Here is a 24354-nt window from a genome sequence, read left to right as displayed (position 1 = left end):
CGAGCCATATAACACTGCCTTGTTCAATACTGTTAGACAGTGAGTATGGCTGCCGTTAGCGGATTGGATCAACTCGCTGACCGTTCATACCATTCAGTCGATACCAACCTGCAATACTAAAACGCTGCCTTTTGGCTGGAAGCACTTCATGAGGGAAAGCTTCGGATAAAAACGTCACCAATCGTCCCGCTTTCGGCCATAGGGTTTGCCGATGGCTACCGTCAGGGTTGTAAATGACGATTTCGCCCCCGTCTTGTTCAGACCAGTCTTCATTGAGATACAACACGGTGGTCACCTTACGGTTTGACCGTCCTTCGAAGGCATCATAATGCTTGGCATAAAAGTCGCCGGGGTTGTACTTGGCAAAATGCGCTTCATATTCAAACAGCCCCAAAAAAAGATGACGATTAAATGCCTGCTGAAGATCAGCCATTTTTGCTAATAATGCATCCACGGCAGGCTGGCGCCCGCGCTCTAACCAGTGAATTTTATCCCGGCGAATTTGCGTATTGGTGTGCTGTTTTTGTTCGCGCCCAATGGTGGCTTGCGACCATTGGGCCGGTAGGCATGTGTGCAAGTCATGCACCTCTTGCGCTGACAAAAATCCGTCACACACACTGAGTCCATGCGTCGCAATATCATCGATGATAGCCAGGTTGCTCAAACACTTGTCTCCGCCTAGGAATAGAGACGCTACCTTACTGCGTTTAACGGGCAGGACAACATGTGTTATTTATCGTAACCATAAGCAAACCTAATCGATAACGTTATTTCCTTTCAAGATATCAACGGAGTAAATCATCGAGTTTTGCTTTCCAAATCGCGAGTGCGAGCGCTGGGCTACGTAGCATTTTTGGCGTAGGGATCCAGCCATGCTTTAGACGAGCAAACACATCAAAGCGACTGGCTTGGCCATCGATGGCCTCTGCAACCACTCGCCCCGCAATATTGGTTAATCCAACGCCATGCCCCGTATAACCATGTGCGGTATATATATCATTGCCAAGATGCGCAATGTGCGGCATGTAACTGCGGGTCACGGCAAACATCCCGCCCCAATGATAGTCCATTTTTACCTGGGCCAGTTGAGGGAAAACCTTAGTCATCCGCCGGTGGAGCCGCTGGGTCGAATCCTTATATTCTCGATTAAAGGGATGATTGACACCCCCAAACAACAAGCGCCCCTCTGCCGTCGGGCGGAAATAATCTAAACAGTTGTTGAGATCCGACATCGCCATGCGATTAGTAATTGGCATGCGCTCCCCGAGCGGTTCGGTAACCGCAATAAACGAGGCAACGGGCAGAACCTTGGCTTGCGCTTGGCGGTGTAACCCCTCTAGATACGCGTTACAGGCAAGTAAAACTCGAGGTGTATTCACTCGACCTTGAGGTGTGATCACCGCATGAGGTTGCCCCTTAACCAAACGTGTAGCAGGGGTGTGCTCATAAATTTTCACACCCATTTGCGCCGCGGCACGAGCGAGGCCTAGCGTGTAGTTTAACGTGTGAATGTGCGCACTATTAGGATCGTATAATCCGCCTAGATAGCGGTCAGTATTTGCAACATCTGCCACTCGCGCTTTATCCCACCACTGGGCATCAGGATACTGATAACGTCCTTGCTTTAATGCATGCCAGCTTTGCAGCTCTTTTTGCTGCGCGCAATTTAAGGCAAGCTCGATATAGCCGGGTTGAAAGTCACAGTCAATCTGGTGATGCTGGATACGCTCACGCACAATATCAACGGCTTCAACCGACAAGTCCCATAACTGTTTGCCCCAAGCTTGCCCATAGGTTTCGTCAACTTCTCTCAGCCCAAGGCAATATCCCACGAGGCATTGGCCACCATTCCGGCCAGACCCTCCCCACGCCACCGTTCGCGCATCTATAACGGTGACACTGTAGCCACGCTGTCGCAATTCAATGGCGGCATTCAGGCCCGTTAAACCCGCTCCAATGATACACACATCTGCCTCTTGTGTGCCTGCCAAAGCAGGAAATGACAGCGTTTGGTTTTGGCTGGCGACATAGTAATTTGTCACCGCGTTGAAGTTTTTATCAGGTCGAACCGTTTTGACCATGCTCTCAATGGTTACTCTTAGTATTAAAAAGAAAAGGTAGTAAAAAAAGACAAGCACTATGGCTTAGCGCCAACACACTCTCAAAGGCCGCAAATACTGGCACCGTCCTCCCTTTCTGGCAAGCCCTTATTCTCATCACTTTACCCGACCATTTGGGGGAGATGGCGACGGTTATGCTAACGTTAGCAAGGTATTGCACTTTATCCAGGTTGGTAAAAAACTCGTTGACACTAAGGTCAAGTACAATATGATGCGCTCGACGTGTACTCGGCCAGTAAGCCATTGAAGGATCATGACAATGAAAAAAATTTCTCACGGAATCACCGCCACGACACTTGCGCTTTCAGCCATCTTTGCAAGCGGCGTTCATGCAGACGATAAGGTACTCAACCTCTACAACTGGGCAGAATACATGCCAATGGACGTGATTGAAGCGTTCGAAGAGGAGTATCAAGTCGACGTGAATTACTCCACCTTTGAGAGTAATGAAGCCATGTATGCCAAGCTTAAACTCCTAAATAGCGAAGGCTACGATCTGGCGTTTGCCTCAACCTATTTCATTGAGCGAATGGTCAATGAAGAGATGCTCGCCAAAATTGATAAGAGCCAAATTAGCCATTTTAATCAATTGCGCCCAGGCCTACTGGGTCAGCCTTTTGACAAAAACAATGACTATTCGCTGCCGTATGTGTTTGGTGTGACTGGCATTAGCTACAACAGTGATTACGTCGATGGCAGTAAAGTGGCCAAGTGGGCTGACTTATGGCGTGACGACTTCAACGGCCAAGTTATGCTATTGAATGATGTGCGTGATGTGTTTGGCATGGCGTTGAAAGCGCAAGGTCATAGCATTAACAGCACCGAAGAGGCTGAAATTAAACAAGCCTATGAATACCTACGTGAATTACGCGATAACGTGGTCGTGTACAACTCTGATGCGCCGCATGTGCCGTTTGTCACCGGTGAAGTGAGCATTGGCCAACAATGGAACGGCAATGCTTACATGGCGCAACAAGAAATCGAAGGCATTGAGTTCGTCTACCCACAGGAAGGGGCGATCTTATGGATGGATAATTTTATCATCCCAAAAAACGCAGAACACAAGACCTTGGCACACCAGTTTATCGATTTTATGTATCGTCCTGAGAATCAGGCGAAATTGGTGGAAGAATTTGGCTATCCAGCCCCGAACACCAACGCGGCTGAGTACTTAGAGGCCGAGCTAAAAGAGAACAGCACCATCTTCCCATCCGATGAAGCAGTTAATAAAGGTGAATTCACCAATGATGTCGGTGAAGCGGTGAAAATCTATCAAAAGTACTGGCAGATGTTGAAAAGCTAATCGCGCGCATCTGTGATAACAATCTGTACCAAGGCCTCATCGGAGGCCTTTTTTGTTTTCCAAGTCAATAACCCACATTTGTCACTATTTTTAGTCAATGGGTTTTTGCTATGCTCAGACGTAAACGCGCATCACCCACTTAAATAACTGACGACAAGGACGTTACCCCATGATTGACTTTCGCTCTGACACCGTGACCCAGCCCGATGCTGCCATGCGAGACGCCATGGCTAACGCCCCTGTGGGCGATGATGTGTATGGCGACGACCCGAGCATTAACGCGCTGGAAACATGGGCGGCTGAACGACATGGTTTTGAAGCCGCACTCTTTACCGCCTCGGGTACCCAAGCCAATTTATTGGCCCTGATGGCGCATTGCGAGCGCGGTGATGAGTATTTGTGTGGTCAGCAAGCGCACAATTACAAATACGAAGCAGGCGGTGCTGCTGTGTTGGGCTCGATTCAGCCACAACCCATTGAGAATGAGTCAGATGGGACCTTGTCTTTCGATAAAATCGCCGCAGCTATCAAGCCCGATGACTTTCATTTTGCCCGTACTAAGCTGCTCAGCTTGGAAAACACCATAGGTGGCAAAGTGTTACCTTTGTCTTATTTAGCCAAGGCGCGAACATTTTGCGACCAACATCAACTGCAGCTACATCTTGATGGCGCCAGGGTTTACAACGCGGCTGTCGCACTGGAGGTGGACATCAAGGCGATCAGTTGTCACTTTGACTCGATGACGATTTGTCTATCCAAAGGGTTAGGCGCTCCTGTCGGCTCACTGCTACTCGGTTCGAAAGCCCTGATTCACAAAGCCCGTCGTCTTCGTAAAATGTTAGGTGGCGGCATGCGTCAAGCGGGCATATTGGCCGTTGCCGGCTATAAAGCACTCACCGAAAACGTGGAACGCTTGGCAGAGGATCACGCTAATGCGCATTACCTCGCCAGTGAGTTGGAAAAACTGAACGGCTTTTCCACCAGCGGCTATCCTGTGCAAACCAACATTGTTTATGTCGATGTGGCCGAAACAATCAATCGTACACGCCTGCAAATGCGACTGATGGAAAAGGAGATCCGCGTCTCTCTGTCCGGCAATCCAGCCCGTTTGGTGACACATAAAGACATCTGCCGCGCAGATATCGATACCCTGATCGCCGCGATAAAGGCATCTCACTAAGCCGTTCCAACGCACAATCGTACCGGGCCCAACGGCCCGTTTTGTACATAAAACCACCAGGCAAAGCAAAATTGTGACCCCATCCCAGCTTTCTCCACCAAGGTCACTAAAACAATCACTTACAGCCGCTACACTGAAAGTCATCACCGACAAAATGCCAATATGGGAAGCTCTATGGCTATCACTCCGCTAACAAGCGATCGTTTATACCGTGAGTCCAGTTTAAAGCACAGTGACATCACTTCAACCAAACACCTTGCGCCACTCGACGAGATTGTGGGTCAAGATCGTGCCCGTCACGCGGTTGAGTTCGCCATGTCCATCAAAGAGAAAGGCTATAACATCTATGCCATTGGCCAAAATGGACTTGGAAAACGCACCATGATGATGCGCTACCTCAACCAACACTGGCAAAGTGAGTCACCGGTTTATGACTGGTGTTACGTCGCTAATTTTCATGAAGCGCGCTCCCCAGAAGTATTGAAGCTGCCTGCGGGTAAAGGCAATGAACTCAAAAAGCATATTGAGCAACTGATGGGCAAACTGGCCAACGCCCTGCCCATGGCATTTGACAACGAAATGTATTACCAGCGTGCTGAAACACTGAAAAACCAGCTTACTGAGCGCCAACAAAACGTCCTTCAGGGATTAAGTGAAACAGCAGAAAAAAACAATGTGAGTTTAACCATCACCCCTCAAGGTGATTACCAATTTGTGGCACTAAACGGCGAGGAGCCTCATACCGAGGAGACCTTTGACGCCCTCTCACACGACGAGCAGATGGCCTTTGGCAAAGTCATCGATAAGCTAGAGACGGAACTGCGCGGTATTGTTCGCCAACTTGGCGAATGGGAGTCTGAGTACGCGGAAAAACAAAAAGCCTTGGATGAGGATATCGCCCAAGAAGTCATCGCCACGCAAATGGCACCGCTTAAGAAAAACTTTGCTGACTTGCCTGACATTTTAACCTTTTTAGACGCCATGCAAGCTGACATGCTTGAGCACCTCGATATTTTCCTTGAAGACAGTGAGGAGCAAGCCGCACTCGCGTATGCGGCGCTGGATAAAAAACTCCCTCGCCGTTACCAAGTCAATGTGTTAGTCAGTCAGAATGACGCACAAGCGCCGATCGTGGTTGAGGATAGCCCTAGTTATCACAACCTGTTCGGTTATGTTGAGAATGCCACGTTTAAAGGCACGGTGTTTACCGACTTTTCATTGATTCGTTCAGGGAGCCTTCACCGCGCCAATGGCGGCGTGTTGCTGATGGATGCGATTAAAGTCCTTGAGAAGCCTTATGTGTGGGATGGCATCAAGCGGGCCCTCAGTAGCCGCCAGTTAAGTGTTAGCGCCCTAGAGCGAGAAGTGACCCTAAGCGGGACTGTGTCTCTCGATCCGGCGCCGATTCCTCTGGATGTTAAGATCATTTTGTTTGGCGACTATCAAACCTATCAGCTACTCCAACGTTACGATGCGGAGTTTATTGAGCTGTTTCGGGTCACCGCCGACTTTGAAGATGACATGCCGCGCACTGAGAGCACCGAGCAACAATACGCCAAGTTCATTTCAAGCATTATTCATGACAGTCATCTTCTTCACTGCAGTCGCAGTGCCATTGCGCGTATTATTGAGCACAGTGCTCGCCAAGCTGACGATCAAAATCGCTTATCACTACACTCCGCTGATATTGCCAACCTATTGCGTGAATCTAATTATTGGGCCCACCACGCCAAAGCAAACAGTATTGGTGCCCTGCATGTAGAAAAAGCCCTCGCCAGCCGCAATATGCGCGTCAGTCGATTGCGTGACAGCATGATGCAGAATGTGGAAAACGGCGTCACACTGATCAACACGCATGGCACGGCACTGGGTCAAATCAATGGCCTTTCGGTGCTGAGCACATCGGATTACAGCTTTGGCTTACCCAACCGTATCACCGCGACCACGGCGTTTGGGGAAGGAGAAGTGCTGGATATCGAGCGAAGTGTGAAACTCGGCGGCCGTATTCACTCCAAAGGTGTGATGATCTTGTCAGCATACCTGGCAAGTTTATTGGGCAAAACGGACACCATTCCACTCAAAACCCATCTCACTTTTGAGCAATCATACGGCGGTGTGGATGGCGATAGCGCCTCAATGGCGGAATTTTGTGCGATTTTCTCTGCCATCACCGAGGCCCCCCTTCGTCAAGATATTGCCATTACTGGCTCGATGAATCAGTTCGGTGAAGCGCAACCCATAGGTGGTGTCAATGAAAAAATCGAAGGCTTTTTTGATGTGTGTACGCTTAAAGGGCCGAGCAGCACTCAAGGGGTGATCATCCCAGAAGCCAATATCCAAAACCTGATGCTCCGCAAAGATGTGGTACTCGCAGTCGAAAAAGGCGAGTTTCACGTGTACGCCGTTTCACATGTCAGTGACGCCCTTGCTTTATTAGCGGGACAGGCCGCAGGCTTTGGCCCTGACAGTGATAATGGGTCTGGACTGTTAGCCATCGCGATCGACAAACTGAATCACCAGCGAGCGGCACATCAGTCCCAAAAATAATCGACAACCATCAACCTATCTCAGTACTGAATGCGGCCAATCGGCCGCTTTTTTATTCCGGCTTTTTCGTGGCACTTACAAATCATTCGCCATATCAACCCTTTACCTTGTTGTGACACTTCTCACACTTTCCACTCGCCGCTTAACTTGATCCGACGCAAAAAACAACGTGAAATTTAAGCGTAATATCCAATGAAAACCATTCTTATTTGGATCTCGCACTATGAAACTGTCCACGCTTAGTCGCGGCCAATCCGCGCGTATCACCAGTGTCCATCATGTGCCTGCCTCTATCCGCCACCGCCTCGCGGTCATGGGCGTGATTCCAGGCACAGGCGTTGAGCTTGTCAGACGCGCCCCACTGGGTGATCCACTTCAAATTCGTCTCGATAGCGAACAACTGATCGTACGTCGTGACGTCGCGAAACTGATTGACGTGGAGGTACTCTGATGAGCTCACGCCGCATTGTACTCGCAGGCAACCCAAACTGCGGGAAAACCACCTTATTTAATGCGCTCACCGGCTCACAACAGAAAGTCGGAAATTGGGCTGGCGTCACTGTCGACAAAAAAGTCGGTACGCTCTCTCTGGCGCATAACGACTGTCAAATCACAGATTTACCCGGCCTTTATGCGCTAAACGCAGGCTTTGACGCCAGTATTGATGAGCAAATTGCCACTTACGCCATCGATAGCGGTGAGAATGATTTTATTATTAATGTCTTAGATGCCAATTGCCTAGAGCGCGGTCTATACCTCACCCTTCAACTGCGTGAACGCGGTGTCCCTATGGTGGTGGTGATCAATAAAATGGATTTGCTTGATCGTAATGGTCAACAACTCGACACCGCCAAATTACAAACGATGCTGGGCTGTCCCGTATTGACCGTCACCGCATGTCAACCGGCGACCGTCGACACCCTGTGCCACCAGCTCGCCCACCTGACCACCCACTTACCCGTTTGTGAGGCGATGTACCTGAACTACGGTGCGCCATTAGAAAACTGGATTCAAAACCAGCTTGGCGCCCGTTTTCTTCATTCCGCCGCGGCACAAGTGAATCAACGTGCGCACTTGCTCGAATGCTTAGAGCGGGGACGCTTGCCTGATGGTAGTACCGATGCTGACCAGCAGCAGTTTACGATAGCAAACCAAGCCCTTTCAGACTTAGACACTGACATCGTCATTGCTGATACACGCTACAGTGCGATTCGTGACATGGTTCACCAGGCTCGCCGCGAGCTTCGTCATCTCAGTCGCAATAATACCGAGAAGCTAGACAAAGTCATTCTCAACCCCTTCTTATCACTGCCCATTTTGCTCGCCGTCCTCTATGCGATGTTTGTGTTTGCCATCAACATTGGCGGCGCCTTTATCGACTTTTTCGATATTGCCGCCGGCGCGATACTGGTAGATGGCACCCACCAGCTTCTTGACGGCGTACTGCCGACGGCGATTGTCACTATTCTCGCCGATGGCCTCGGAGGAGGCATTCAAACCGTTGCGACCTTTATTCCTGTTATTGCAGGCTTGTACCTGTTTTTAACGGTATTAGAAAGCACAGGCTACATGGCACGTGCCGCCTTTTTATTAGACGGTTTAATGCAAAAAATGGGGTTGCCGGGCAAAGCCTTTGTTCCCTTAATCCTCGGCTTTGGGTGCACCGTCCCCGCCGTGATGGCAACGCGCACATTAGAACAGATTCACGAGCGCAAAACCGCGGCTGCGATGGCAACGTTTATGTCCTGTGGCGCTCGCCTGCCTGTATACGCCCTCTTCGCCGCGGCGTTTTTCCCACAAAACGGACAAAACCTTGTTTTCGGCCTCTACTTACTTGGCATTGTCGCGGCGATAATCACCGGCCTGATACTGCGTCACACCCTTTATCCAGGGCATAGTGAAAGCCTGCTGATGACACTCCCTGACTACGAGCTGCCGCGTGTGCGCCATGTGATGAACAACACGTGGCAAAAACTGCGTCGGTTTGTCCTTGGTGCAGGTAAAACCATTGTTATCGTGGTGACGATTCTGACCTTCTTCAACTCGTTAGGCACCGATGGATCGTTCGGACACGAAGACAGCGAGTCCTCCGTCCTTTCGAAAACAGCACAAGTGATCACGCCGGCCCTATCACCTATCGGGATTGAAGAGGATAATTGGCCTGCTACCGTCGGGTTGGTGACCGGGCTATTTGCCAAAGAGGCCGTCGTCGGCACCTTAAATAACCTTTATGCGCCCAGCGAAGAAGCCGAAGAAGAAACCACACTCGGAGAAGCGCTGGTCGAAGCGGTTCAGAGCATTCCTGAAAACTTATTTGGCATTGATTATACCGACCCATTGGCTATCGACGTCGGTGAGATTGAAAACACCGAGGCCGCCGCACAAGCGCAAGAAGTCAGTATGACAACGTTTGATAATCTGCATCGTCAATTCACTAGCACCGCCAGCGTGATGGCCTATCTCATTGTTATCCTACTATACACCCCATGTGTTGCCGCTCTGGGCGCCTACACACGCGAGTTTGGTCGCCGATTTGCCCTGTTTGTGGCGAGCTGGTCAATGCTGCTCGCGATAAGCGGTGCCACGTTATGCTACCAATTCAGTCAGTTGAATGTCACCACCACGCCAGCCACACTCTACATCACTGGCCTTTGTGCCTTACTGATTGTCGTGGTGGCACTCATGCGCTACGTCGGCAAACATCCCCATTGGTTTAAGGAGACCTATTATGATCCTGCAAAAGCTCAAAGCCAGTGTCAGTCAGGCGGGTGTCATTAGTCGCACAGACCTCGCCAACCAGTATGGGATAAGCCCAGACGGTATTGAAGCGATGATGGCGACCTGGGTAAAACGCGGGGTGATTATTCGACAATCGGGGCATAAGGATCCGCAAGATATCCACTACCGTTTGGCACACCAGAATGAAATACAATGCTTTAGCATGATTTAGCCCTCCTAACCGCGTGATGATCACAAGGCAGCCTTAGCGTTGCCTTGTTGATCAACAGACTCAGTGACTCACCTTATCCATTCGACGATCACACATCGCATTTATCGTCTTGCGCCCTTACACACGTCTCTGAACTAAAATCAAAGGAGTCGATGTAGAGGGATAAGCCATGAGCCGCTATCAAACACAATCCAGTGAGGCACAATACCAACCTGGCTCTAACGAACGCGTCCTCAAAAACCACATGGGGGTGACTGATCCCACCAAAATGGAAGACATTGAAGCTGTCTTACTTGCGAAGCTTTACGAACGTGTATTCACCGGCGGCCATTTCCCACGCCAATTAAGGGTTAGCACCCTCGCCAGCTGGCATCGACAATGGCTGGGCAATGTTTACCCATGGGCCGGTCAGGTGAGGAATGTTGAGCTGAGTAAAGGTGGGTTTCGTTTTACTTCCCCCAAGCAGATAGGGGCCTGTTTGCAGCATTTTGAAAGCGTCTTTCTCAACCAGTACGCGGGGGTATCGGTAATGCCGCGCGCGACGCTCATTCGTTACCTTGCACAAAGTCACGTTGAGTTCATTCTTATTCACCCATTTCGAGAAGGAAATGGACGAATATCGCGTTTACTCATTGATGTGCTGTGCCAACAGGCGGGCTTAGGATTGTTGGACTATCGACTTTGGGAAGAAAACAAAGACTTTTACATTGCGGCAATTCAAGCTGGTGTCGGGCATGACTACCAGCACATGGAGCGGCTGATTAACGACATTTTACCCCTCACATTTTCATCTTTCTCAATCAGCGAGCGCTAAGTTTTGATATTTCTGCCTGCTCGCTTTAAGCCTTGCCTCCACTTCTTCGGTTGATGCTTGCGTCTCAATCGCGGTCGAGCTTGCTACCGCACGCGTTATCATCGCCGTCGTCACCTTTTTTGTTTTTTTCTGCATTAATCGCCTTTTCACAGTCACTCTTGTCATCACTGATTAAATTTTAGTCAAAAAATAGCGTTAATTCAACGCAGATACCTGTCTGTTTTCTTCAAAATTGTGAAGCACAACGTACGCACTGAACAAGGAAAAGACATACAAAAACGGCGACCCTTAAGGTCGCCGTCTTGCTTATTAATGGTGCCCCGGGCCGGACTTGAACCGGCACAGCGCGAACGCCGAGGGATTTTAAATCCCTTGTGTCTACCAATTCCACCACCAGGGCACACAATCTTTTCAGCCGCTTACGCCACTGTTTTATGTTTGGAGCGACATACGAGGTTCGAACTCGTGACCTCGACCTTGGCAAGGTCGCGCTCTACCAGCTGAGCTAATGTCGCTTTGGTTGCGGGAGGCGGATTTGAACCACCGACCTTCGGGTTATGAGCCCGACGAGCTACCAAACTGCTCCATCCCGCGTCCGTATTATTTTAGCCAGAGTTCATGGAGGCGCGTCCCGGAGTCGAACCGAGGTCCACGGATTTGCAATCCGCTGCATAGCCACTCTGCCAACGCGCCCTCGCGCTTCACCTCTCGGCTAAGTGGTTTGAATTCTACATAAGTTTTTSCGCCTGTCACGCAAAAATTATCATTTTAGCGTCTAACCGACGATTATTTACCCAAACGTGACATTTCACTACTCTCTCGGCGCTAAGCGAGCCCTAAAAAGGCCGATTAGCGTGGCGACTCATGCAGCATTTACAAAAATGCCAGCCCGATTAATCCAGGCTGGCACCGACCAACACTCTATCCATTCACCTAGACGTCAGCGAGCAGCCGTTCACGTTCATCTTTTTCAATCAATTCCCAATGACGCCCCTGCTGTGCTCCAGCGAGCTTCCACAGTAGATTGATATCGATATCTTTACCGTGTGTCATTTGCACTCGACGGAACATTTCCTGCGGCGCCATGCTATAGAACGTCGACACGTCTTTCACACCCGACTTTTTCAGCATTCTTTCAATCGTTAATCGTAAGTTGGGTAAATCTCGCAGCCGAAGACTGGATGTCGATGTTTTCTGCGCTTTATCTTTGAGCGCACGCTGTAAAGACTGTTCAATCATGGTAGGCAAGTCGGGATCATGGCCTAAGTAGAGCGCGGTCACATCATAATAGTTAACCACCGCGGAGGTACTTTTCTTTACATGAACAAATTTATTGCAGCCTTTGGCGATTAACTTGTCGGTGAGCAGGCCTCCTCCTCGTAGATAAACATGCTTTCCGGTAAGCAATGCAAACATCGCCTCTTGAGAGAAAAAACCAATACCACCAAACATAGAGCGTTGCTCCATCTCTCCATAACTATCCAGAAAACGCATTAATTGGGCTTCAAATTGCTTCGCCATCGAAAACTCTCCTTCAGCGAATAGATGTTCATATCGAGCCGTAAACTGGCTCACAAAAGTGACTGATAAGTTAGTCAGCGTGCATGATTATTTTAACGAAAAGAGGTTGCATCAAATGGCAACCGAATACTATGCATCTGATCACTTATCGCCAAATACCCCCTCCATTTAGTGCGGTTTTTGTCACATTTATTACAAACATTTTTTCGTCGTTAAATAAAGTCTTCGATGCATCTATGCTTAACGCAGGGCGATGAGTGCGCTAAATTAATAGTGGTAAGCTAATAGTCAGGGAGCCGACATGTCGAGACACCCGCTGTTAATAGAAGTAAGTCATTTATTGCCTGGGGGATTGCACAGCTATGTGCTGTCTGAGTCGTGTTACTTACAAATGCTCCAACAGGCAGGCGAACCACCTCGCCTTTTGGTCGCGATGAAAAATGAGGATGAAGATCAGCAGCGCCCGCACGCCATTTCTCCTATCGTTACGCTTTGCGAGATTGCAGACTTCAATCGTCATGGTGCGCATGAAATCGCGTTGACGTTACAAGGGATTGAAAGTGTCAAAGTGAATGCGATTGACGCGGGTGAAGGTGACGTCAATATGGCGCGTTATACACCGTTGCCAAAATGGCAACGCCATGCTGTTCCCAAGCACTACCTCTATCTGAGTGAGAAGCTGCAGCAGTATTATCGATCGAATCCGACACGCCACGAACACTTCCAGTTAACACAGTACGATGAAATTGGCTGGGTTTGCCTGCGCTGGTTGGAGTTACTCCCCATCGAAGTGAAACAAAAACAGCTTCTACTCTCCCAGCCTACGGCCTTATTGGTGGCCGAGTTTATTGATAAACTATTGCGGTATCCACTTATTGACGACGACTAAGCGACAGATGAGTGACTGTGTAAATTATCATCAAAGACGCCAGCAGGCTCACTGATTCAGAGAAAGGCGGTTCTCTTTTATTCTTCACCGCATTACTATGCAGTCTGCTGACAATTACTATCAGGACTTATGGATCATCTTTCATTTTTTTGGGTCTCACCGGATCGTGATAAGTACTTACGCTCCCTAGAAACCGAGTTTTACAAGCGTGCCGTCGAAACCATCCGTGTCAATCGCCTGTCCCTACCTCCTTTACCGGATGCTGTTCTGTCAATACAACGCGCTAGCAAGCGGTCGGATACTACCATGCGGGATATTGCCAACCTCTTGTTGGACGATCCAAGCTTATGTGGGGCCGTGCTTAAAGCTGCAAACTCCGCTTTATTTGCTCCCCGCGCCACAGGTCAATGCAAAGATGTTCAAACCGCCGTCTCTCGGCTTGGCGTTGATCGCGTTTTAGGGATCATCACAGCCGCCGCCGTCTATCAGCTCAAGAGTGATGCCACGTTTTCCAAGGCCTGCAACGCACTATTGAAAAAAAGTGCGCAAAAATCTCGTGAACTCGCCGCTGCGATGGCACTGGTGACGCAAAAAGTCAGAAACTATTGTGATGAACCGCTTTCAGTGGAGCCCGAAAAAGCACTGATTGTGGGGTTGCTTGCTGATATTGGCTTATACAGCGTGATTGGCGAGTTTCAGCGCTTTGTGAATCAGGGACACTATCTAAAATTTGACATTGCAGAGCGCGTCTTCTTCTCACTGGCGGGCGACTGCAGCCGTCTTGTGCTCAAGCAGTGGCAGTTTGACCGTGACTTTATCGAAGTCGCCATTAACAATAAGCTCTACACTAAGCCGCGCCCCGATATCACCTATTTAGATATCGCGAGAATGGCAAATCACTTGTTATTGTTTCGCAATCAAGATGACGCAATAGAGGATCATGAAGTGGAAATCACTGCGCCTGGCGCAGAAGCTTTATATGAGCTATCCAACCTCGATGAAAAAGAGTTCTCTCGTCAGCTAAACCAAGTCATGGACGCAAGCAGTATCTGACCCAAGCCAGGGTGGTCTTTCCTTTGACCACCCTTGTCTGATTTTATTGACCAACCTATTAACCGGTTGATAACCTCAAGCTCTACTTTCTTAACACCGAGCAAAATCAGATGTTTTCAGGGATGCTACTCATCTTCTCGCCGCTTATTATCGGCTATCTAATCCCCATTAAGCAGGCGCGCTACCTCAACGCCGTCAATACCCTGACGATGCGGCTAGTGATGGTCATTTTAGTGTTGATGGGCTTAAGCCTCGCAGGCTTAGATAACCTCGGGCAACATATTTCCACCATTTTGTATTTCGCTGCCACTTTCTTTATTTGTATCGGCGCGGCCAATCTGCTTGCCCTGCCTGTTCTCGATAAGCTCTTCCCAACCGAGACCCATGGCCACCAACATAAACTGACCCTCAGCGCCATGATGTCAGAGTCCGGTAAGCTGATTGCGGCTGTGGCCGTTGGCTTAGTCGTAGGGCTATTACTCAATCAAGATCTTTCTTGGGTCGATACGGCCAGCGAGGGGATTTTATTACTTTTGCTCTTATTGATTGGCATTCAGCTCCGCAACAGTGGCATGACGCTGAAGCAAATCATTCTCAATAAAAGTGGGCTGATGATTGCGGCTCTCGTTGTCGCGACCTCCTTGCCCGGTGGCTTGCTGGCGGCATGGTGGTTAGATATTCCTTATCATCACGGGTTAGCGATGGCATCCGGCTTCGGTTGGTACTCGTTGGCAGGGATCTTAATGGGCGACGGACTGGGGCCTGTCTACGGCGGTGCATCATTTATTCTCGAGCTCGCGCGCGAGCTTGTGGCGATTATGATTATTCCAGTGTTAATCCGGCGCTATCCGCTCACCGCAATTGGATATGGTGGTGCCACCGCGATGGATTTCACCTTGCCGATCATTCAAAGCACAGGCGGGATTCGCTGTGTACCGATTGCGATTGTCAGTGGGTTCATACTCAGCTTGTTGGTGCCCGTTTTGATGTTGTTTTTTCTCTCACTCGGTGCCCGTTGAACAAAAAAAGGGGTAGCAAGATGCTACCCCCTCTTTTTACATTTCCTGGTTTAGCGCATGCAATTATTGGCTGCGCATCCAGTTATCCATTTCAGTACGCAGGTTGTCTGACTTGGTACCAAAGATAGCTTGTACGCCACCCGATACCACAACTACACCCGCTGCACCTAGCTGCTTGAGCTTGTCTTGGTCAACAATTTCAGTGTCAGCCACTGAGACACGTAGACGAGTGATACAAGCATCAAGACCTGTGATGTTGTCTTTACCACCGAATGCAGCCACCAAGTCGCCCGCAAGCTCAGAGCCTGTCGCGGTTGACACGTCAGCGACCGCTTCGTCTTCACGACCAGGGGTTTTCAGGTCAAGGGCACGAATCACTACACGGAACACGATGTAGTAGAGTACCGCATAACCAAGGCCCAGCAGCACCAGTGTGGTCACGTTCTCAGCACGTGGCATTTGCACGATGAAGTCGATAAAACCGTTCGAGAAAGTATGGCCGTGAACAACGCCCAACGCGTTAGTCAGAACATACGCCGCACCTGCCATGATAGCGTGGATACCATACAGCACTGGCGCGATGAATAGGAACGAGAACTCGATAGGTTCAGTGATGCCGGTCAAGAATGACGTCAGTGCACCTGATGCCATGATACCCATGATTTTGGCACGGTTTTCTGGCTTGGCAGAATGTGCGATAGCAAATGCCGCCGCAGGTAGACCGAACATTTTGAACAAGTAGCCGCCAGCTAACTGACCAAAGCCGTTACCTGCTTCACGAGTGACATCGTTTGCGGTCAAGAAACAGGTCATGATGCCGTTTACTTGCTCGCCTGCGTTGTTCACACAGCTACCCGCTTCATAGAAGAAAGGTACGTTCCAAATGTGATGCAGACCGAATGGGATAAGCGCACGCTCTACCACACCGTAAATACCAAATGCAGTAACAGGATCTTGTGTCGCCGCCCAGTGAGAGAAGGATGCGATAGCACTGCCGATTGGTGGCCAGATAACAGAGAGGATCACACCAAGCGCGATAGAGATGAAACCGGTAATGATTGGCACTGACCGTTTACCGGCAAAGAAACCAAGGTAGTCAGGCAGTTGAATCGTGTAGAAGCGATTAAAGGTCCACGCCGCGACACCACCGGCAAGAATACCGCCAAGTACCCCTGTCTTGATAACGTCAGCGCCCATAACCGGTGCCATCACGTCCAGTGTCGCCACCATGATGCCGTAACCGACAATCGCAGACAGACCCGAGACACCATCATTGTTGGTGAAGCCAAGGGCAACACCCACAGCAAACAGCAAGGCCATTTGACCAAATACAGACCCACCAGCTTGTTCCATCATGTGTGAGACAATATCTGGCATCCAGCTAAAGTTGGCAGCACCAACACCCAAAAGTATACCTGCGACCGGAAGCACAGATACTGGAAGCATCAGCGCTTTACCGACTTTTTGCAGGTTAGCAAAGAGGTTTTTTGACATAGTTCTTGCTCCTGACAAGGACGTTTAACAATGTGTCTCGTCGGACTAACCTTCCGATTCCCCCGCAAGAGGCCAACCGATACCACAGGCGCCGAGAGCACAAACGATTTGTGATTATTGAACTCACCCAAACTATAAGGGGCGAATCATCACCTTGCCTATCAGTGACGATTTTACTGATTAAAAAGTAAATATAGATCACAATTAGAATTGGCGACAAAAACAGCAAAAAACAACATAAGATCATGATTTAAAATGACAAAAAATCTATTGACCAGGGGAAAGGATACGAACAAAAAAATAGCAACCCCTTCACCCCTAACGTTATTTTACGTAACGAATTAATACAGCGCGTAATGCCTAGGACGTAGATTGATAATTCCTAATCATTTCAAAAAGGTAGATGTGAAATTGCGCGAGATCAACTTTGATAGGCTAGCGATATAAATCGGTTATTTTGTTGCAAACATAACCGAAAAATGACGCAGAATTGACCAAGTGGGATGGTGCCTTATCAACGCCGAGATAATCAAAAAGCGGTGTTTTCTTGCGGCGAAAGGAGCGTGACGTGCTAAGCAAGAAAAACGCCCGACAAGGTTATCGGGCGACTTGAATTATTGCGGGTTTGCACCAGAAAAAAGCGTAAAAAAGTTACGGCTGGTGATGTCACAGACCGTTTCCACCGATTCACCCTTTAACATCGCGACGTACTCAGCAACTTCTTTCACATAAGCTGGCTGGTTTTGCTTGCCACGATGGGGAACAGGTGCCAAGTAAGGCGAGTCTGTTTCAACCAGCAGGCGCTCAAGCGGTATACGACGCACCACATCTTTCAGCTCTGTGGCCTTGTTGAACGTCACTATCCCAGAAATTGAAATGTAGAAACCGAGTTCAATCGCCGCCTCTGCCATCTCATAGCTTTCTGTAAAACAGTGTAGCACACCCCCGACGCGCTCAGCGCCCTCCTCACGTAAAATCGCAAGCGTGTCTTCACGTGCCGCGCGAGTATGGATAATCAAGGGTTTGTTAAGCTCAACCGCGAGACGGACGTGCTGGCGGAAAATCGCTTGCTGCTGCTCAGCAAGCTCTGGCTGATAGTGGTAATCAAGCCCTGTCTCTCCTACCGCCACGACACGCTCATCAGCCGCTAAGGCTTTCAATCGGTCGTAATCGAAACCATTTTCGATATCCAAAGGGTGCACACCACATGAGGCAAAAACATGCGAGTAAGGTCGGATCATGTCTAGCATCGCCGGAAAGCTATCTAGCGTTACCCCCACCGAAAGGAAATAGTCGACGCCCCTTGCCTGCGCTTTATCTAAAACATCGCCAACATTCTGGTGCAGCGAGTCGTAATCCAGTTTGTCGAGATGGCAATGAGAGTCTATTAACACGTTATTCTCCAATCGATAATAACCACTGGCTAACAACCAATTCGGTATTTAGCCCTGTATGAATTTGTAACTGACGCTGTAATTGATGCAGCGCACGTAGTAGTGAATGAACTTGCTGGGTGGTCAGCACATTGGCCACCTCGGCAACCCGTTGATGATGATGCCGATGTACAATGGTCTGCCCCACACCTTGACGCCATTTAAGTACATCAAGCAGAAAATGACTGAGCCAGTTCAATGAAGCGGGATAGTGTGCGACCAACACCTCGATAGTGTCAAACAGGCCCGTTCTCTCGCGCACATAGGTAGAAAAGCCTTCCACCACACTATGGTGATGATCTAACCCGCCCGATGCCACAAAGTCACGAGCAGCCAAGGGGGCGCCCCGATATAAGCTTACCGCATGGTCTGGCACCGAGCGCTGCAATGCTTGCTCGATCCACGCCTTGGCTGTGTCAGCTTCAGCCTGCGGTGCCTTCCACACACTGCAGCGACTGACAATGGTCGCAAGTAAACTATCCAGCGAGTCTGTCAATAACACGAAGTAACACCCTGAAGGTGGCTCTTCTAGCGATTTAAGCAACGCATTGGCCGCGGCTTCCCCTAAACGCTCGACACACTCTATGACAATAAAGCGCGCCCCGCCCAATTGCGACGTTTCCAGCGCTTGTCGTTGCACTTTGCGCACTGCATCAATACCAATCTGCTTGCCGGGCTTCTCGGGGGCTAGCCAGTGAATATCGGGGTGGTTACCCGCCGCGAAAAGCTGGCAATGATGACAATGCCCACAGGCGCTATCGTTTTGATGGCCGCACAGTCGCACCTTGGCAAGCTGGCTTATCAACGCGCGACGGCCGCTGCCCGGGGGAGCGGCCAACAAGAGCGCATGCGGAAAGCGCGCACTCGTCAAGAGTTGCTGCCAATGCGCCCAAACGCCTTCAAACCAGGGATAAACGTAAGGCGCTGGGTATGCCAATGTTATCTTGTCACTCATACGCCTGGTTGCTGCTTAAGCCAATTTTCTAGTGCCGTTTTAATCTGAGCGGTCACTGTGTCTAGCGACTGGCCCGCATCAATCACCACCACACTGGGATCGTCGTTTGCCAATGCCAAATAACGCGCTCGCGTGCGCTCAAAAAAATCCAGTTGCATGGTCTCAATCCTATCCAACTCACCTCGACCCCGCGCACGTGCAAGGCCTACCTCTGGGTCGATGTCCATATACAAGGTCAGTGAGGGGGCAAACGTCCCCAAGACCGTTTCTTTGAGGCTTTTCATCAGCGACGTGTCCATACCCCGTCCCCCACCTTGGTAAGCCTGTGATGACATATCATGGCGATCACCCACCACCCATTGGCCCTTCGCCAGGGCGGGTTTGATCACGTTTTCGACAAGCTGTACCCGTGCGGCGTAAAGCATGAGAAGCTCGGCTTTATCCGTGAGCGGTTCATCTGGGTGACCTTGTTTGACAAGCGTACGCAACTGTTCCGCAAGCGGCGTACCGCCGGGCTCTCGCGTAGTGATCACATCCTGGATTCCGGCGTCGAGTAACACCTGTTTGATCTGATTGATGGCCGTACTTTTGCCCGCGCCTTCAAGGCCTTCTACAACGATGAAATGGTTCTTCATTGATTCTTCAACACTTTTAAGTAATCACGCACGGCCCGATTGTGTTCGGCCAAGGTGGTAGAAAATTGGTGGCCGCCTTTACCCGTGGCGACAAAATAGTAGTAATCCGTTTTTGCTGGCTGGGCAGCGGCAAAGATGGCCGCTTTACCTGGCATCGCGATCGGCGTCGGGGGCAAGCCATTAATCACATAAGTGTTATAGGGCGTCGGTGTACGTAAGTCACGTTTACGAATATTCCCCTCATACTGATCGCCCATACCATAAATCACGGTGGGATCGGTTTGTAAACGCATACCGCGTCGCAACCGATTAACAAATACCGACGCCACCTTTTCTCGCTCACTCGCCACCGCGGTCTCTTTTTCAATGATGGAAGCCAGGATTAATAGCTGATAAGGGGTTTCTATCGGTAAGTCCTCGATACGTTGCTGCCAAGCCTGCTCCAAGGCCACTTCCATTGCACGCGCGGCGCGTTTTAGCAATGCAATATCGGTATCCCCCACATCATAAGCGTAGGTTTCAGGAAGCAGTAATCCTTCTAATTTATCGTGTTTGAGCCCAAGCGCATCAGCAATTGCCTGTTCACTCATGCCATCCAATGTTTTGTCAAGATGCGGCGCGGAGGCAAGCTGCTTGCGCCACTGGGCAAACGTACTCCCTTCGACAAAGGTGATTTCATCTTGATATTGCTGCCCTGAACGCAGAGTCGCGAACGCCTCGGCTAGTGTTTGTCCAGGTTGGATCTGAAAGGTGCCCGCTTGCACCCGAGTCAGCTCTGGATAAATCCGTGGCGCAAACTTCGACCAGATGCTTGATGCCATCCAACCGTTGTTTTCAAATTTTGCAATGACCTTATGGTAATGTGCACCGCTAGGGACAGTGAATAGCTGAGGCGTCTGCAAGGATAACGGCGTGGAAATAAACGCCTTCGTTTGCCACAGCACCCCAGCGACTGAGGCCAAGACTATCGCCATCAATACGCTCACCAGCCCCAAAAATCGCTTTTTTAGCACGCGTTTAACCTCTGTTGTAATCGCCTTGTCAGCGTATGCGTTTTATAACTTGTTTCATTGATGGATGTCACTGGCACCACCTTCATCAAGGTATTGCAAATAAACACTTCATCGGCACACCACAGCGCCGTCTCATCGACCGCGACCGTTTTACATTGGTAGTCCGTGAAACCTTCAATCACGGCCATCACTTTTTCTCGCATCAGTCCCGCCACACCGGCATATGCCAAATCAGGTGTATAAATGACATGGTCTTGGCACCAGAAAAGATTGGACGCCGTGGTCTCAACCAGGTTGCCAAACATGTCCGCGACCACGAAATCATCGGCCTCCACGTCTTCCAGTGCCAGCTTTAGACGCACCTGCTCTAACCGATTGAGATGTTTAAGCCCCGCAAATGGTGACGCGCCAAGTTGCATCTGCGTCGTCGCCAACGCCACCCCATGCTGTTGCCAATGATGATAATGGCGAGGAAACGGATGTAGGCTAACAATGACGGTTGGCGACGAGCAGCCTTTGGGACTGTAACCGCGTCCCCCCTGGCCTCGGGTGATAATCACCTTCAACACCTGTTCATCCTGCGAATACTGACACGCTTGATCGAGCGTTATCGCGAGTGCCGACCAATCAACCTCGCGAATGGCTAATCGCTCACAAGTGCTTTGTAAACGCAGTATATGTGCATCGCGATCAAGTAATAGCCCCTGATACACATGGCCAGTGGTAAAGCAACCATCACCAAATTGGAGCCCTCGGTCAGCGACCGCTAATTCGCGACAAGGATGTCCGTTTACCCAGATCATCTATCAACCTCGACAGTCAACTATTCTTACCGACAATAAAAACCTTACCGACAATAAAAAACGGCCCGAATCGTCGGGCCGTTACTATAGCAGACTCTTTTTAGGCTGTATAAACGCCTATGCGTATTACAGCTTTTTGAAGATCAAAGAGCCGTTGGTGCCACCAAAACCAAAGGAGTTACACAAGGCGTACTCCATTTTTACGTCACGCGCTTCGTGCGGTACGTAATCTAAATCGCAACCCTCATCGACATTATCAAGGTTGATCGTTGGTGGTACGGCTTGATCAATCAGCGACATGGCAGTGATAATTGACTCAGCAGAGCCTGCCGCACCGAGCAAATGACCGGTCATCGACTTGGTTGAAGAGACCAATACACTGTCCGCCGCCTCGCCCATTGCACGACGGATCGCTTTACTTTCCGCCACATCGCCTGCCGGTGTCGAGGTACCGTGCGCGTTAACGTAACCGATTTGTGCTGGGTTAATCCCCGCATCACGAATCGCTGCTTCCATCGCCAGTGCCGCCCCTGAGCCATCTTCACTGGGTGACGTCATATGGTAAGCATCCCCGCTCATGCCAAAACCGGCTAATTCACAGTAAATGGTCGCGCCACGTGCTTTCGCGTGTTCATATTCTTCAAGCACCATGACGCCAGCACCATCACCCAGCACAAAACCATCACGATCTTTGTCCCATGGGCGAGAGGCCGACTGTGGATCATCGTTACGTGTTGATAATGCTTTGGCGGCGGCAAAACCGCCAATACCAAGCTCGGTAGAGGCTTTCTCTGCGCCGCCGGCCACCATAGCGTCTGCATCACCGTATGCAATCATACGGGCGGCATGACCAATATTATGCAGGCCTGTGGTGCATGCGGTGGAAATCGAGATGTTTGGGCCACGCATGCCGTAATTAATCGACACGTGCCCTGCAATCATATTAACGATGGTTGATGGGACAAAGAAGGGGCTGATTTTACGTGGACCCTTCTCCATATACGCACGATGGTTTTGTTCTATCAAACCAAGACCACCAATGCCTGAACCTATCGCGACACCAATACGGTGTGCATTGTTGTCATCAACTTGCAGTCCGGAGTCTTTAATGGCTTGCACACTGGCAGCAATGCCATATTGAATGAACAAGTCCATTTTTCGTGCATCTTTTTTCGACATGTAGTCTTCACAATTGAAGTCCTTAACCATGCCCGCAAATTGAGTAGCAAAGTTAGTGGCATCAAAATGCTCAATCGCTGAGATACCGCTTTGCCCGGCTAGCAGAGCTTTCCATGAAGACTCAACTGAGTTACCCACGGGTGACAACATACCCATGCCAGTCACAACAACACGACGCTTAGACACGATGATATTCTCCGGAGAATATAAGTTTGGAAATTAGAATAGCTTAAAAAGAACACAGGCGGTCGAGGAGACCGCCTGGTAGGATTCTGAGATTACGCTGAAGCGCCGACAACGTAGTCGATAGCTGCCTGTACAGTAGTAATCTTCTCTGCTTCTTCATCTGGAATCTCTGTATCGAATTCCTCTTCAAGAGCCATTACCAGCTCAACGGTATCCAGAGAGTCCGCGCCCAAGTCGTCTACGAATGAAGCTTCGTTTTTCACTTCTGCTTCGTCGACACCTAGTTGCTCAACGATGATTTTCTTTACGCGTTCTTCGATGTTGCTCATATTAATACTAGTCCTTACAAGATTCGCAGATGCGATATGTGCTGTAGTTTATTCATTAATGTGGAAGTTGCAAGACCTCCACGGCTGGTCAAACCACGATTTGGGGACAAATCAATCGGAGTTTGACGTGTGTCATTCGAGATTGCAACGGTCTCGATCAAATCATGTACATACCGCCATTGACGTGCAAGGTCTCGCCCGTCATATAAGCAGCATCATCAGAGGCTAAAAACGCCACCGTTGCAGCAATCTCTTTTGGATCACCCAAACGCCCTGCTGGCACTTGTGCCAGCGTCGCAGCGCGCTGTTCATCATTTAGCGCCTTGGTCATATCGGTTTCGATAAAACCAGGCGCGACTGTATTCACTGTGATGCCACGCGCAGCCACCTCACGTGCCATGGATTTGGTAAAGCCAATCACGCCGGCTTTTGCTGCCGCATAATTTGCCTGTCCCGCATTACCCATCACACCGACCACAGAACCAATATTAATGATTCGGCCACAGCGTTTTTTCATCATCGCACGCAATACTGCCTTTGATAAACGGAAGATTGACGTTAAGTTGGTGTCCATAATGTCCTGCCACTCATCGTCTTTCATCCGCATCAATAGGTTATCACGAGTGATACCCGCGTTGTTAACCAGAATATCAACGTCGCCAAATTCTTTTTTGATCGTATCAAGCACCTCTGCGACCGACTCTGGCGAGGTCACATTGAGTGCCAGGCCTCTACCGTTTTCACCGAGATAATCGCTAATTGCAGCGGCGCCTTTTTCGCTGGTCGCCGTACCAATCACGGTGGCACCACGCTCCGCTAAAAGCTCTGCCGTTGCTCGGCCGATCCCACGGCTTGCGCCTGTCACCAGCGCTACTTTTCCGTCTAGTTTCATTCGGTTACCCTTTTAGTTGATTCTGCCGGCATGCACCGG

General features: G+C 49.8%; 23 protein-coding genes and 4 tRNA genes. 10 read left to right on the top strand and 17 right to left on the bottom strand.

The features are described from left to right. Window positions 1–55: 55 nt before the first annotated feature. Complete coding sequence (locus BZG20_RS10715; protein WP_077578980.1) at window positions 56–664, bottom strand: 2OG-Fe(II) oxygenase; 609 nt, start codon at window positions 662–664, stop codon at window positions 56–58. A gap of 121 nt (window positions 665–785) precedes the next feature. Further along, complete coding sequence (locus BZG20_RS10710) at window positions 786–2081, bottom strand: FAD-binding oxidoreductase (protein ID WP_077578979.1); 1296 nt, start codon at window positions 2079–2081, stop codon at window positions 786–788. 298 nt (window positions 2082–2379) lie between these two features. Between BZG20_RS10710 and BZG20_RS10700 the strand changes: the two genes are divergently transcribed. From BZG20_RS10700 to BZG20_RS10670, 7 genes are all read left to right on the top strand, one after another. Beyond that, the gene (locus BZG20_RS10700; RefSeq protein WP_046075456.1) at window positions 2380–3423 is read left to right on the top strand and encodes a spermidine/putrescine ABC transporter substrate-binding protein; all 1044 of its coding nucleotides are present in this window, start codon (window positions 2380–2382) and stop codon (window positions 3421–3423) included. A 169-nt stretch (window positions 3424–3592) separates the two neighbouring features. Then, window positions 3593–4603, top strand: a complete 1011-nt coding sequence (gene ltaE, locus BZG20_RS10695) for a low-specificity L-threonine aldolase (RefSeq protein WP_046075455.1) — start codon at window positions 3593–3595, stop codon at window positions 4601–4603. A 174-nt stretch (window positions 4604–4777) separates the two neighbouring features. Beyond that, on the top strand, window positions 4778–7150 hold the full coding sequence (locus BZG20_RS10690) for an ATP-binding protein (RefSeq protein ID WP_077578978.1): 2373 nt from the start codon (window positions 4778–4780) through the stop codon (window positions 7148–7150). 223 nt (window positions 7151–7373) lie between these two features. Then, the gene (locus tag BZG20_RS10685; protein WP_077578977.1) at window positions 7374–7601 is read left to right on the top strand and encodes a FeoA family protein; all 228 of its coding nucleotides are present in this window, start codon (window positions 7374–7376) and stop codon (window positions 7599–7601) included. Beyond that, window positions 7601–9928 (top strand): ferrous iron transport protein B, encoded by a 2328-nt coding sequence (feoB, locus tag BZG20_RS10680; protein WP_077578976.1) that lies wholly within the window; start codon window positions 7601–7603, stop codon window positions 9926–9928. The genes BZG20_RS10685 and feoB overlap by 1 nt, the downstream gene beginning before the upstream one ends. Further along, a complete protein-coding gene (locus BZG20_RS10675; RefSeq protein ID WP_077578975.1) occupies window positions 9879–10100 on the top strand; it encodes a FeoC-like transcriptional regulator in 222 nt (73 codons plus the stop codon). The genes feoB and BZG20_RS10675 overlap by 50 nt, the downstream gene beginning before the upstream one ends. A gap of 169 nt (window positions 10101–10269) precedes the next feature. Further along, a complete protein-coding gene (locus BZG20_RS10670; RefSeq protein ID WP_077578974.1) occupies window positions 10270–10914 on the top strand; it encodes a Fic family protein in 645 nt (214 codons plus the stop codon). On the opposite strand, the gene BZG20_RS16070 is transcribed toward BZG20_RS10670, so the two are convergent. The 6 genes from BZG20_RS16070 to BZG20_RS10645 all read right to left on the bottom strand — a co-directional run bounded on the left by BZG20_RS16070 (window position 10897) and on the right by BZG20_RS10645 (window position 12435). Continuing rightward, window positions 10897–11049, bottom strand: a complete 153-nt coding sequence (locus tag BZG20_RS16070; protein WP_172969963.1) for a hypothetical protein — start codon at window positions 11047–11049, stop codon at window positions 10897–10899. The genes BZG20_RS10670 and BZG20_RS16070 overlap by 18 nt on opposite strands. A 178-nt stretch (window positions 11050–11227) precedes the next feature. Next, window positions 11228–11314: transfer RNA gene (locus BZG20_RS10665), tRNA-Leu, on the bottom strand. Window positions 11315–11353: 39 nt separating this feature from the next. Next, a tRNA-Gly gene (locus BZG20_RS10660) sits at window positions 11354–11429 on the bottom strand. 2 nt (window positions 11430–11431) lie between these two features. After that, window positions 11432–11508 (bottom strand) — tRNA-Met (locus tag BZG20_RS10655). A gap of 25 nt (window positions 11509–11533) precedes the next feature. Beyond that, window positions 11534–11607, bottom strand: a tRNA-Cys gene (locus tag BZG20_RS10650). Between the two features lie 240 nt (window positions 11608–11847). Beyond that, window positions 11848–12435, bottom strand: coding sequence for a TfoX/Sxy family DNA transformation protein (locus BZG20_RS10645; protein WP_046075449.1), 588 nt, complete (start codon window positions 12433–12435; stop codon window positions 11848–11850). A gap of 301 nt (window positions 12436–12736) precedes the next feature. Here BZG20_RS10645 and BZG20_RS10640 point away from each other — a divergent pair, with 301 nt between their 5' ends. The 3 genes from BZG20_RS10640 to BZG20_RS10630 all read left to right on the top strand — a co-directional run bounded on the left by BZG20_RS10640 (window position 12737) and on the right by BZG20_RS10630 (window position 15396). After that, window positions 12737–13324 carry an LON peptidase substrate-binding domain-containing protein gene (locus tag BZG20_RS10640; RefSeq protein ID WP_077578973.1) on the top strand — a complete coding sequence of 196 codons (588 nt, stop codon included), beginning with the start codon at window positions 12737–12739 and terminating at the stop codon, window positions 13322–13324. Window positions 13325–13453: 129 nt separating this feature from the next. Further along, window positions 13454–14377, top strand: coding sequence for an HDOD domain-containing protein (locus BZG20_RS10635; protein ID WP_046075448.1), 924 nt, complete (start codon window positions 13454–13456; stop codon window positions 14375–14377). 110 nt (window positions 14378–14487) lie between these two features. Beyond that, window positions 14488–15396: a lysine exporter LysO family protein gene (locus BZG20_RS10630; RefSeq protein WP_046075447.1), complete on the top strand. Its 909-nt coding sequence runs from the start codon at window positions 14488–14490 to the stop codon at window positions 15394–15396. 63 nt (window positions 15397–15459) lie between these two features. Here BZG20_RS10630 and ptsG read toward each other — a convergent pair whose 3' ends face one another. The 9 genes from ptsG to fabG form a co-directional block, all read right to left on the bottom strand. Continuing rightward, window positions 15460–16890: a PTS glucose transporter subunit IIBC gene (gene ptsG / locus BZG20_RS10625; protein ID WP_046075446.1), complete on the bottom strand. Its 1431-nt coding sequence runs from the start codon at window positions 16888–16890 to the stop codon at window positions 15460–15462. A 614-nt stretch (window positions 16891–17504) separates the two neighbouring features. Beyond that, complete coding sequence (locus tag BZG20_RS10620; protein WP_077578972.1) at window positions 17505–18284, bottom strand: YchF/TatD family DNA exonuclease; 780 nt, start codon at window positions 18282–18284, stop codon at window positions 17505–17507. 1 nt (window position 18285) lies between these two features. Then, the gene (gene holB, locus BZG20_RS10615) at window positions 18286–19278 is read right to left on the bottom strand and encodes a DNA polymerase III subunit delta' (protein ID WP_077578971.1); all 993 of its coding nucleotides are present in this window, start codon (window positions 19276–19278) and stop codon (window positions 18286–18288) included. Further along, window positions 19275–19913: a dTMP kinase gene (gene tmk / locus BZG20_RS10610; RefSeq protein WP_046075443.1), complete on the bottom strand. Its 639-nt coding sequence runs from the start codon at window positions 19911–19913 to the stop codon at window positions 19275–19277. The genes holB and tmk overlap by 4 nt, the downstream gene beginning before the upstream one ends. Beyond that, the gene (mltG, locus tag BZG20_RS10605) at window positions 19910–20926 is read right to left on the bottom strand and encodes an endolytic transglycosylase MltG (protein ID WP_077578970.1); all 1017 of its coding nucleotides are present in this window, start codon (window positions 20924–20926) and stop codon (window positions 19910–19912) included. The genes tmk and mltG overlap by 4 nt, the downstream gene beginning before the upstream one ends. Continuing rightward, the gene (gene pabC, locus BZG20_RS10600; protein WP_077578969.1) at window positions 20920–21729 is read right to left on the bottom strand and encodes an aminodeoxychorismate lyase; all 810 of its coding nucleotides are present in this window, start codon (window positions 21727–21729) and stop codon (window positions 20920–20922) included. Before pabC ends, mltG begins: the two co-directional genes overlap by 7 nt. Window positions 21730–21855: 126 nt before the next feature. Next, window positions 21856–23094: a beta-ketoacyl-ACP synthase II gene (gene fabF, locus BZG20_RS10595; RefSeq protein ID WP_046075440.1), complete on the bottom strand. Its 1239-nt coding sequence runs from the start codon at window positions 23092–23094 to the stop codon at window positions 21856–21858. 92 nt (window positions 23095–23186) lie between these two features. Beyond that, the gene (gene acpP, locus BZG20_RS10590; protein ID WP_046075439.1) at window positions 23187–23423 is read right to left on the bottom strand and encodes an acyl carrier protein; all 237 of its coding nucleotides are present in this window, start codon (window positions 23421–23423) and stop codon (window positions 23187–23189) included. A gap of 157 nt (window positions 23424–23580) precedes the next feature. Continuing rightward, entirely contained in the window at window positions 23581–24315 is a 735-nt protein-coding gene (gene fabG, locus BZG20_RS10585) for a 3-oxoacyl-ACP reductase FabG (RefSeq protein ID WP_046075438.1), read from the bottom strand. Window positions 24316–24354: the final 39 nt, after the last annotated feature.

The sequence above is a fragment of the Salinivibrio sp. IB868 genome (genome assembly GCF_001995655.1).
Taxonomy (GTDB): Bacteria; Pseudomonadota; Gammaproteobacteria; order Enterobacterales; family Vibrionaceae; genus Salinivibrio; species Salinivibrio siamensis.
The sequence above is the reverse complement of the archived record's forward strand: the minus strand, read 5'-3'. Positions and strand labels throughout refer to the sequence as shown.

Coding starts and splice junctions, on each gene's coding strand:
- BZG20_RS10710 (WP_077578979.1), bottom strand. CDS start 2,081: ATGGTCAAAACGGTTCGACCTGATAAAAACTTCAACGCGGTGACAAAT.
- BZG20_RS10700 (WP_046075456.1), top strand. CDS start 2,380: ATGAAAAAAATTTCTCACGGAATCACCGCCACGACACTTGCGCTTTCA.
- ltaE (WP_046075455.1), top strand. CDS start 3,593: ATGATTGACTTTCGCTCTGACACCGTGACCCAGCCCGATGCTGCCATG.
- BZG20_RS10690 (WP_077578978.1), top strand. CDS start 4,778: ATGGCTATCACTCCGCTAACAAGCGATCGTTTATACCGTGAGTCCAGT.
- BZG20_RS10685 (WP_077578977.1), top strand. CDS start 7,374: ATGAAACTGTCCACGCTTAGTCGCGGCCAATCCGCGCGTATCACCAGT.
- feoB (WP_077578976.1), top strand. CDS start 7,601: ATGAGCTCACGCCGCATTGTACTCGCAGGCAACCCAAACTGCGGGAAA.
- BZG20_RS10675 (WP_077578975.1), top strand. CDS start 9,879: ATGATCCTGCAAAAGCTCAAAGCCAGTGTCAGTCAGGCGGGTGTCATT.
- BZG20_RS10670 (WP_077578974.1), top strand. CDS start 10,270: ATGAGCCGCTATCAAACACAATCCAGTGAGGCACAATACCAACCTGGC.
- BZG20_RS16070 (WP_172969963.1), bottom strand. CDS start 11,049: ATGCAGAAAAAAACAAAAAAGGTGACGACGGCGATGATAACGCGTGCG.
- BZG20_RS10645 (WP_046075449.1), bottom strand. CDS start 12,435: ATGGCGAAGCAATTTGAAGCCCAATTAATGCGTTTTCTGGATAGTTAT.
- BZG20_RS10640 (WP_077578973.1), top strand. CDS start 12,737: ATGTCGAGACACCCGCTGTTAATAGAAGTAAGTCATTTATTGCCTGGG.
- BZG20_RS10635 (WP_046075448.1), top strand. CDS start 13,454: ATGGATCATCTTTCATTTTTTTGGGTCTCACCGGATCGTGATAAGTAC.
- BZG20_RS10630 (WP_046075447.1), top strand. CDS start 14,488: ATGTTTTCAGGGATGCTACTCATCTTCTCGCCGCTTATTATCGGCTAT.
- ptsG (WP_046075446.1), bottom strand. CDS start 16,890: ATGTCAAAAAACCTCTTTGCTAACCTGCAAAAAGTCGGTAAAGCGCTG.
- holB (WP_077578971.1), bottom strand. CDS start 19,278: ATGAGTGACAAGATAACATTGGCATACCCAGCGCCTTACGTTTATCCC.
- tmk (WP_046075443.1), bottom strand. CDS start 19,913: ATGAAGAACCATTTCATCGTTGTAGAAGGCCTTGAAGGCGCGGGCAAA.
- pabC (WP_077578969.1), bottom strand. CDS start 21,729: ATGATCTGGGTAAACGGACATCCTTGTCGCGAATTAGCGGTCGCTGAC.
- acpP (WP_046075439.1), bottom strand. CDS start 23,423: ATGAGCAACATCGAAGAACGCGTAAAGAAAATCATCGTTGAGCAACTA.
- fabG (WP_046075438.1), bottom strand. CDS start 24,315: ATGAAACTAGACGGAAAAGTAGCGCTGGTGACAGGCGCAAGCCGTGGG.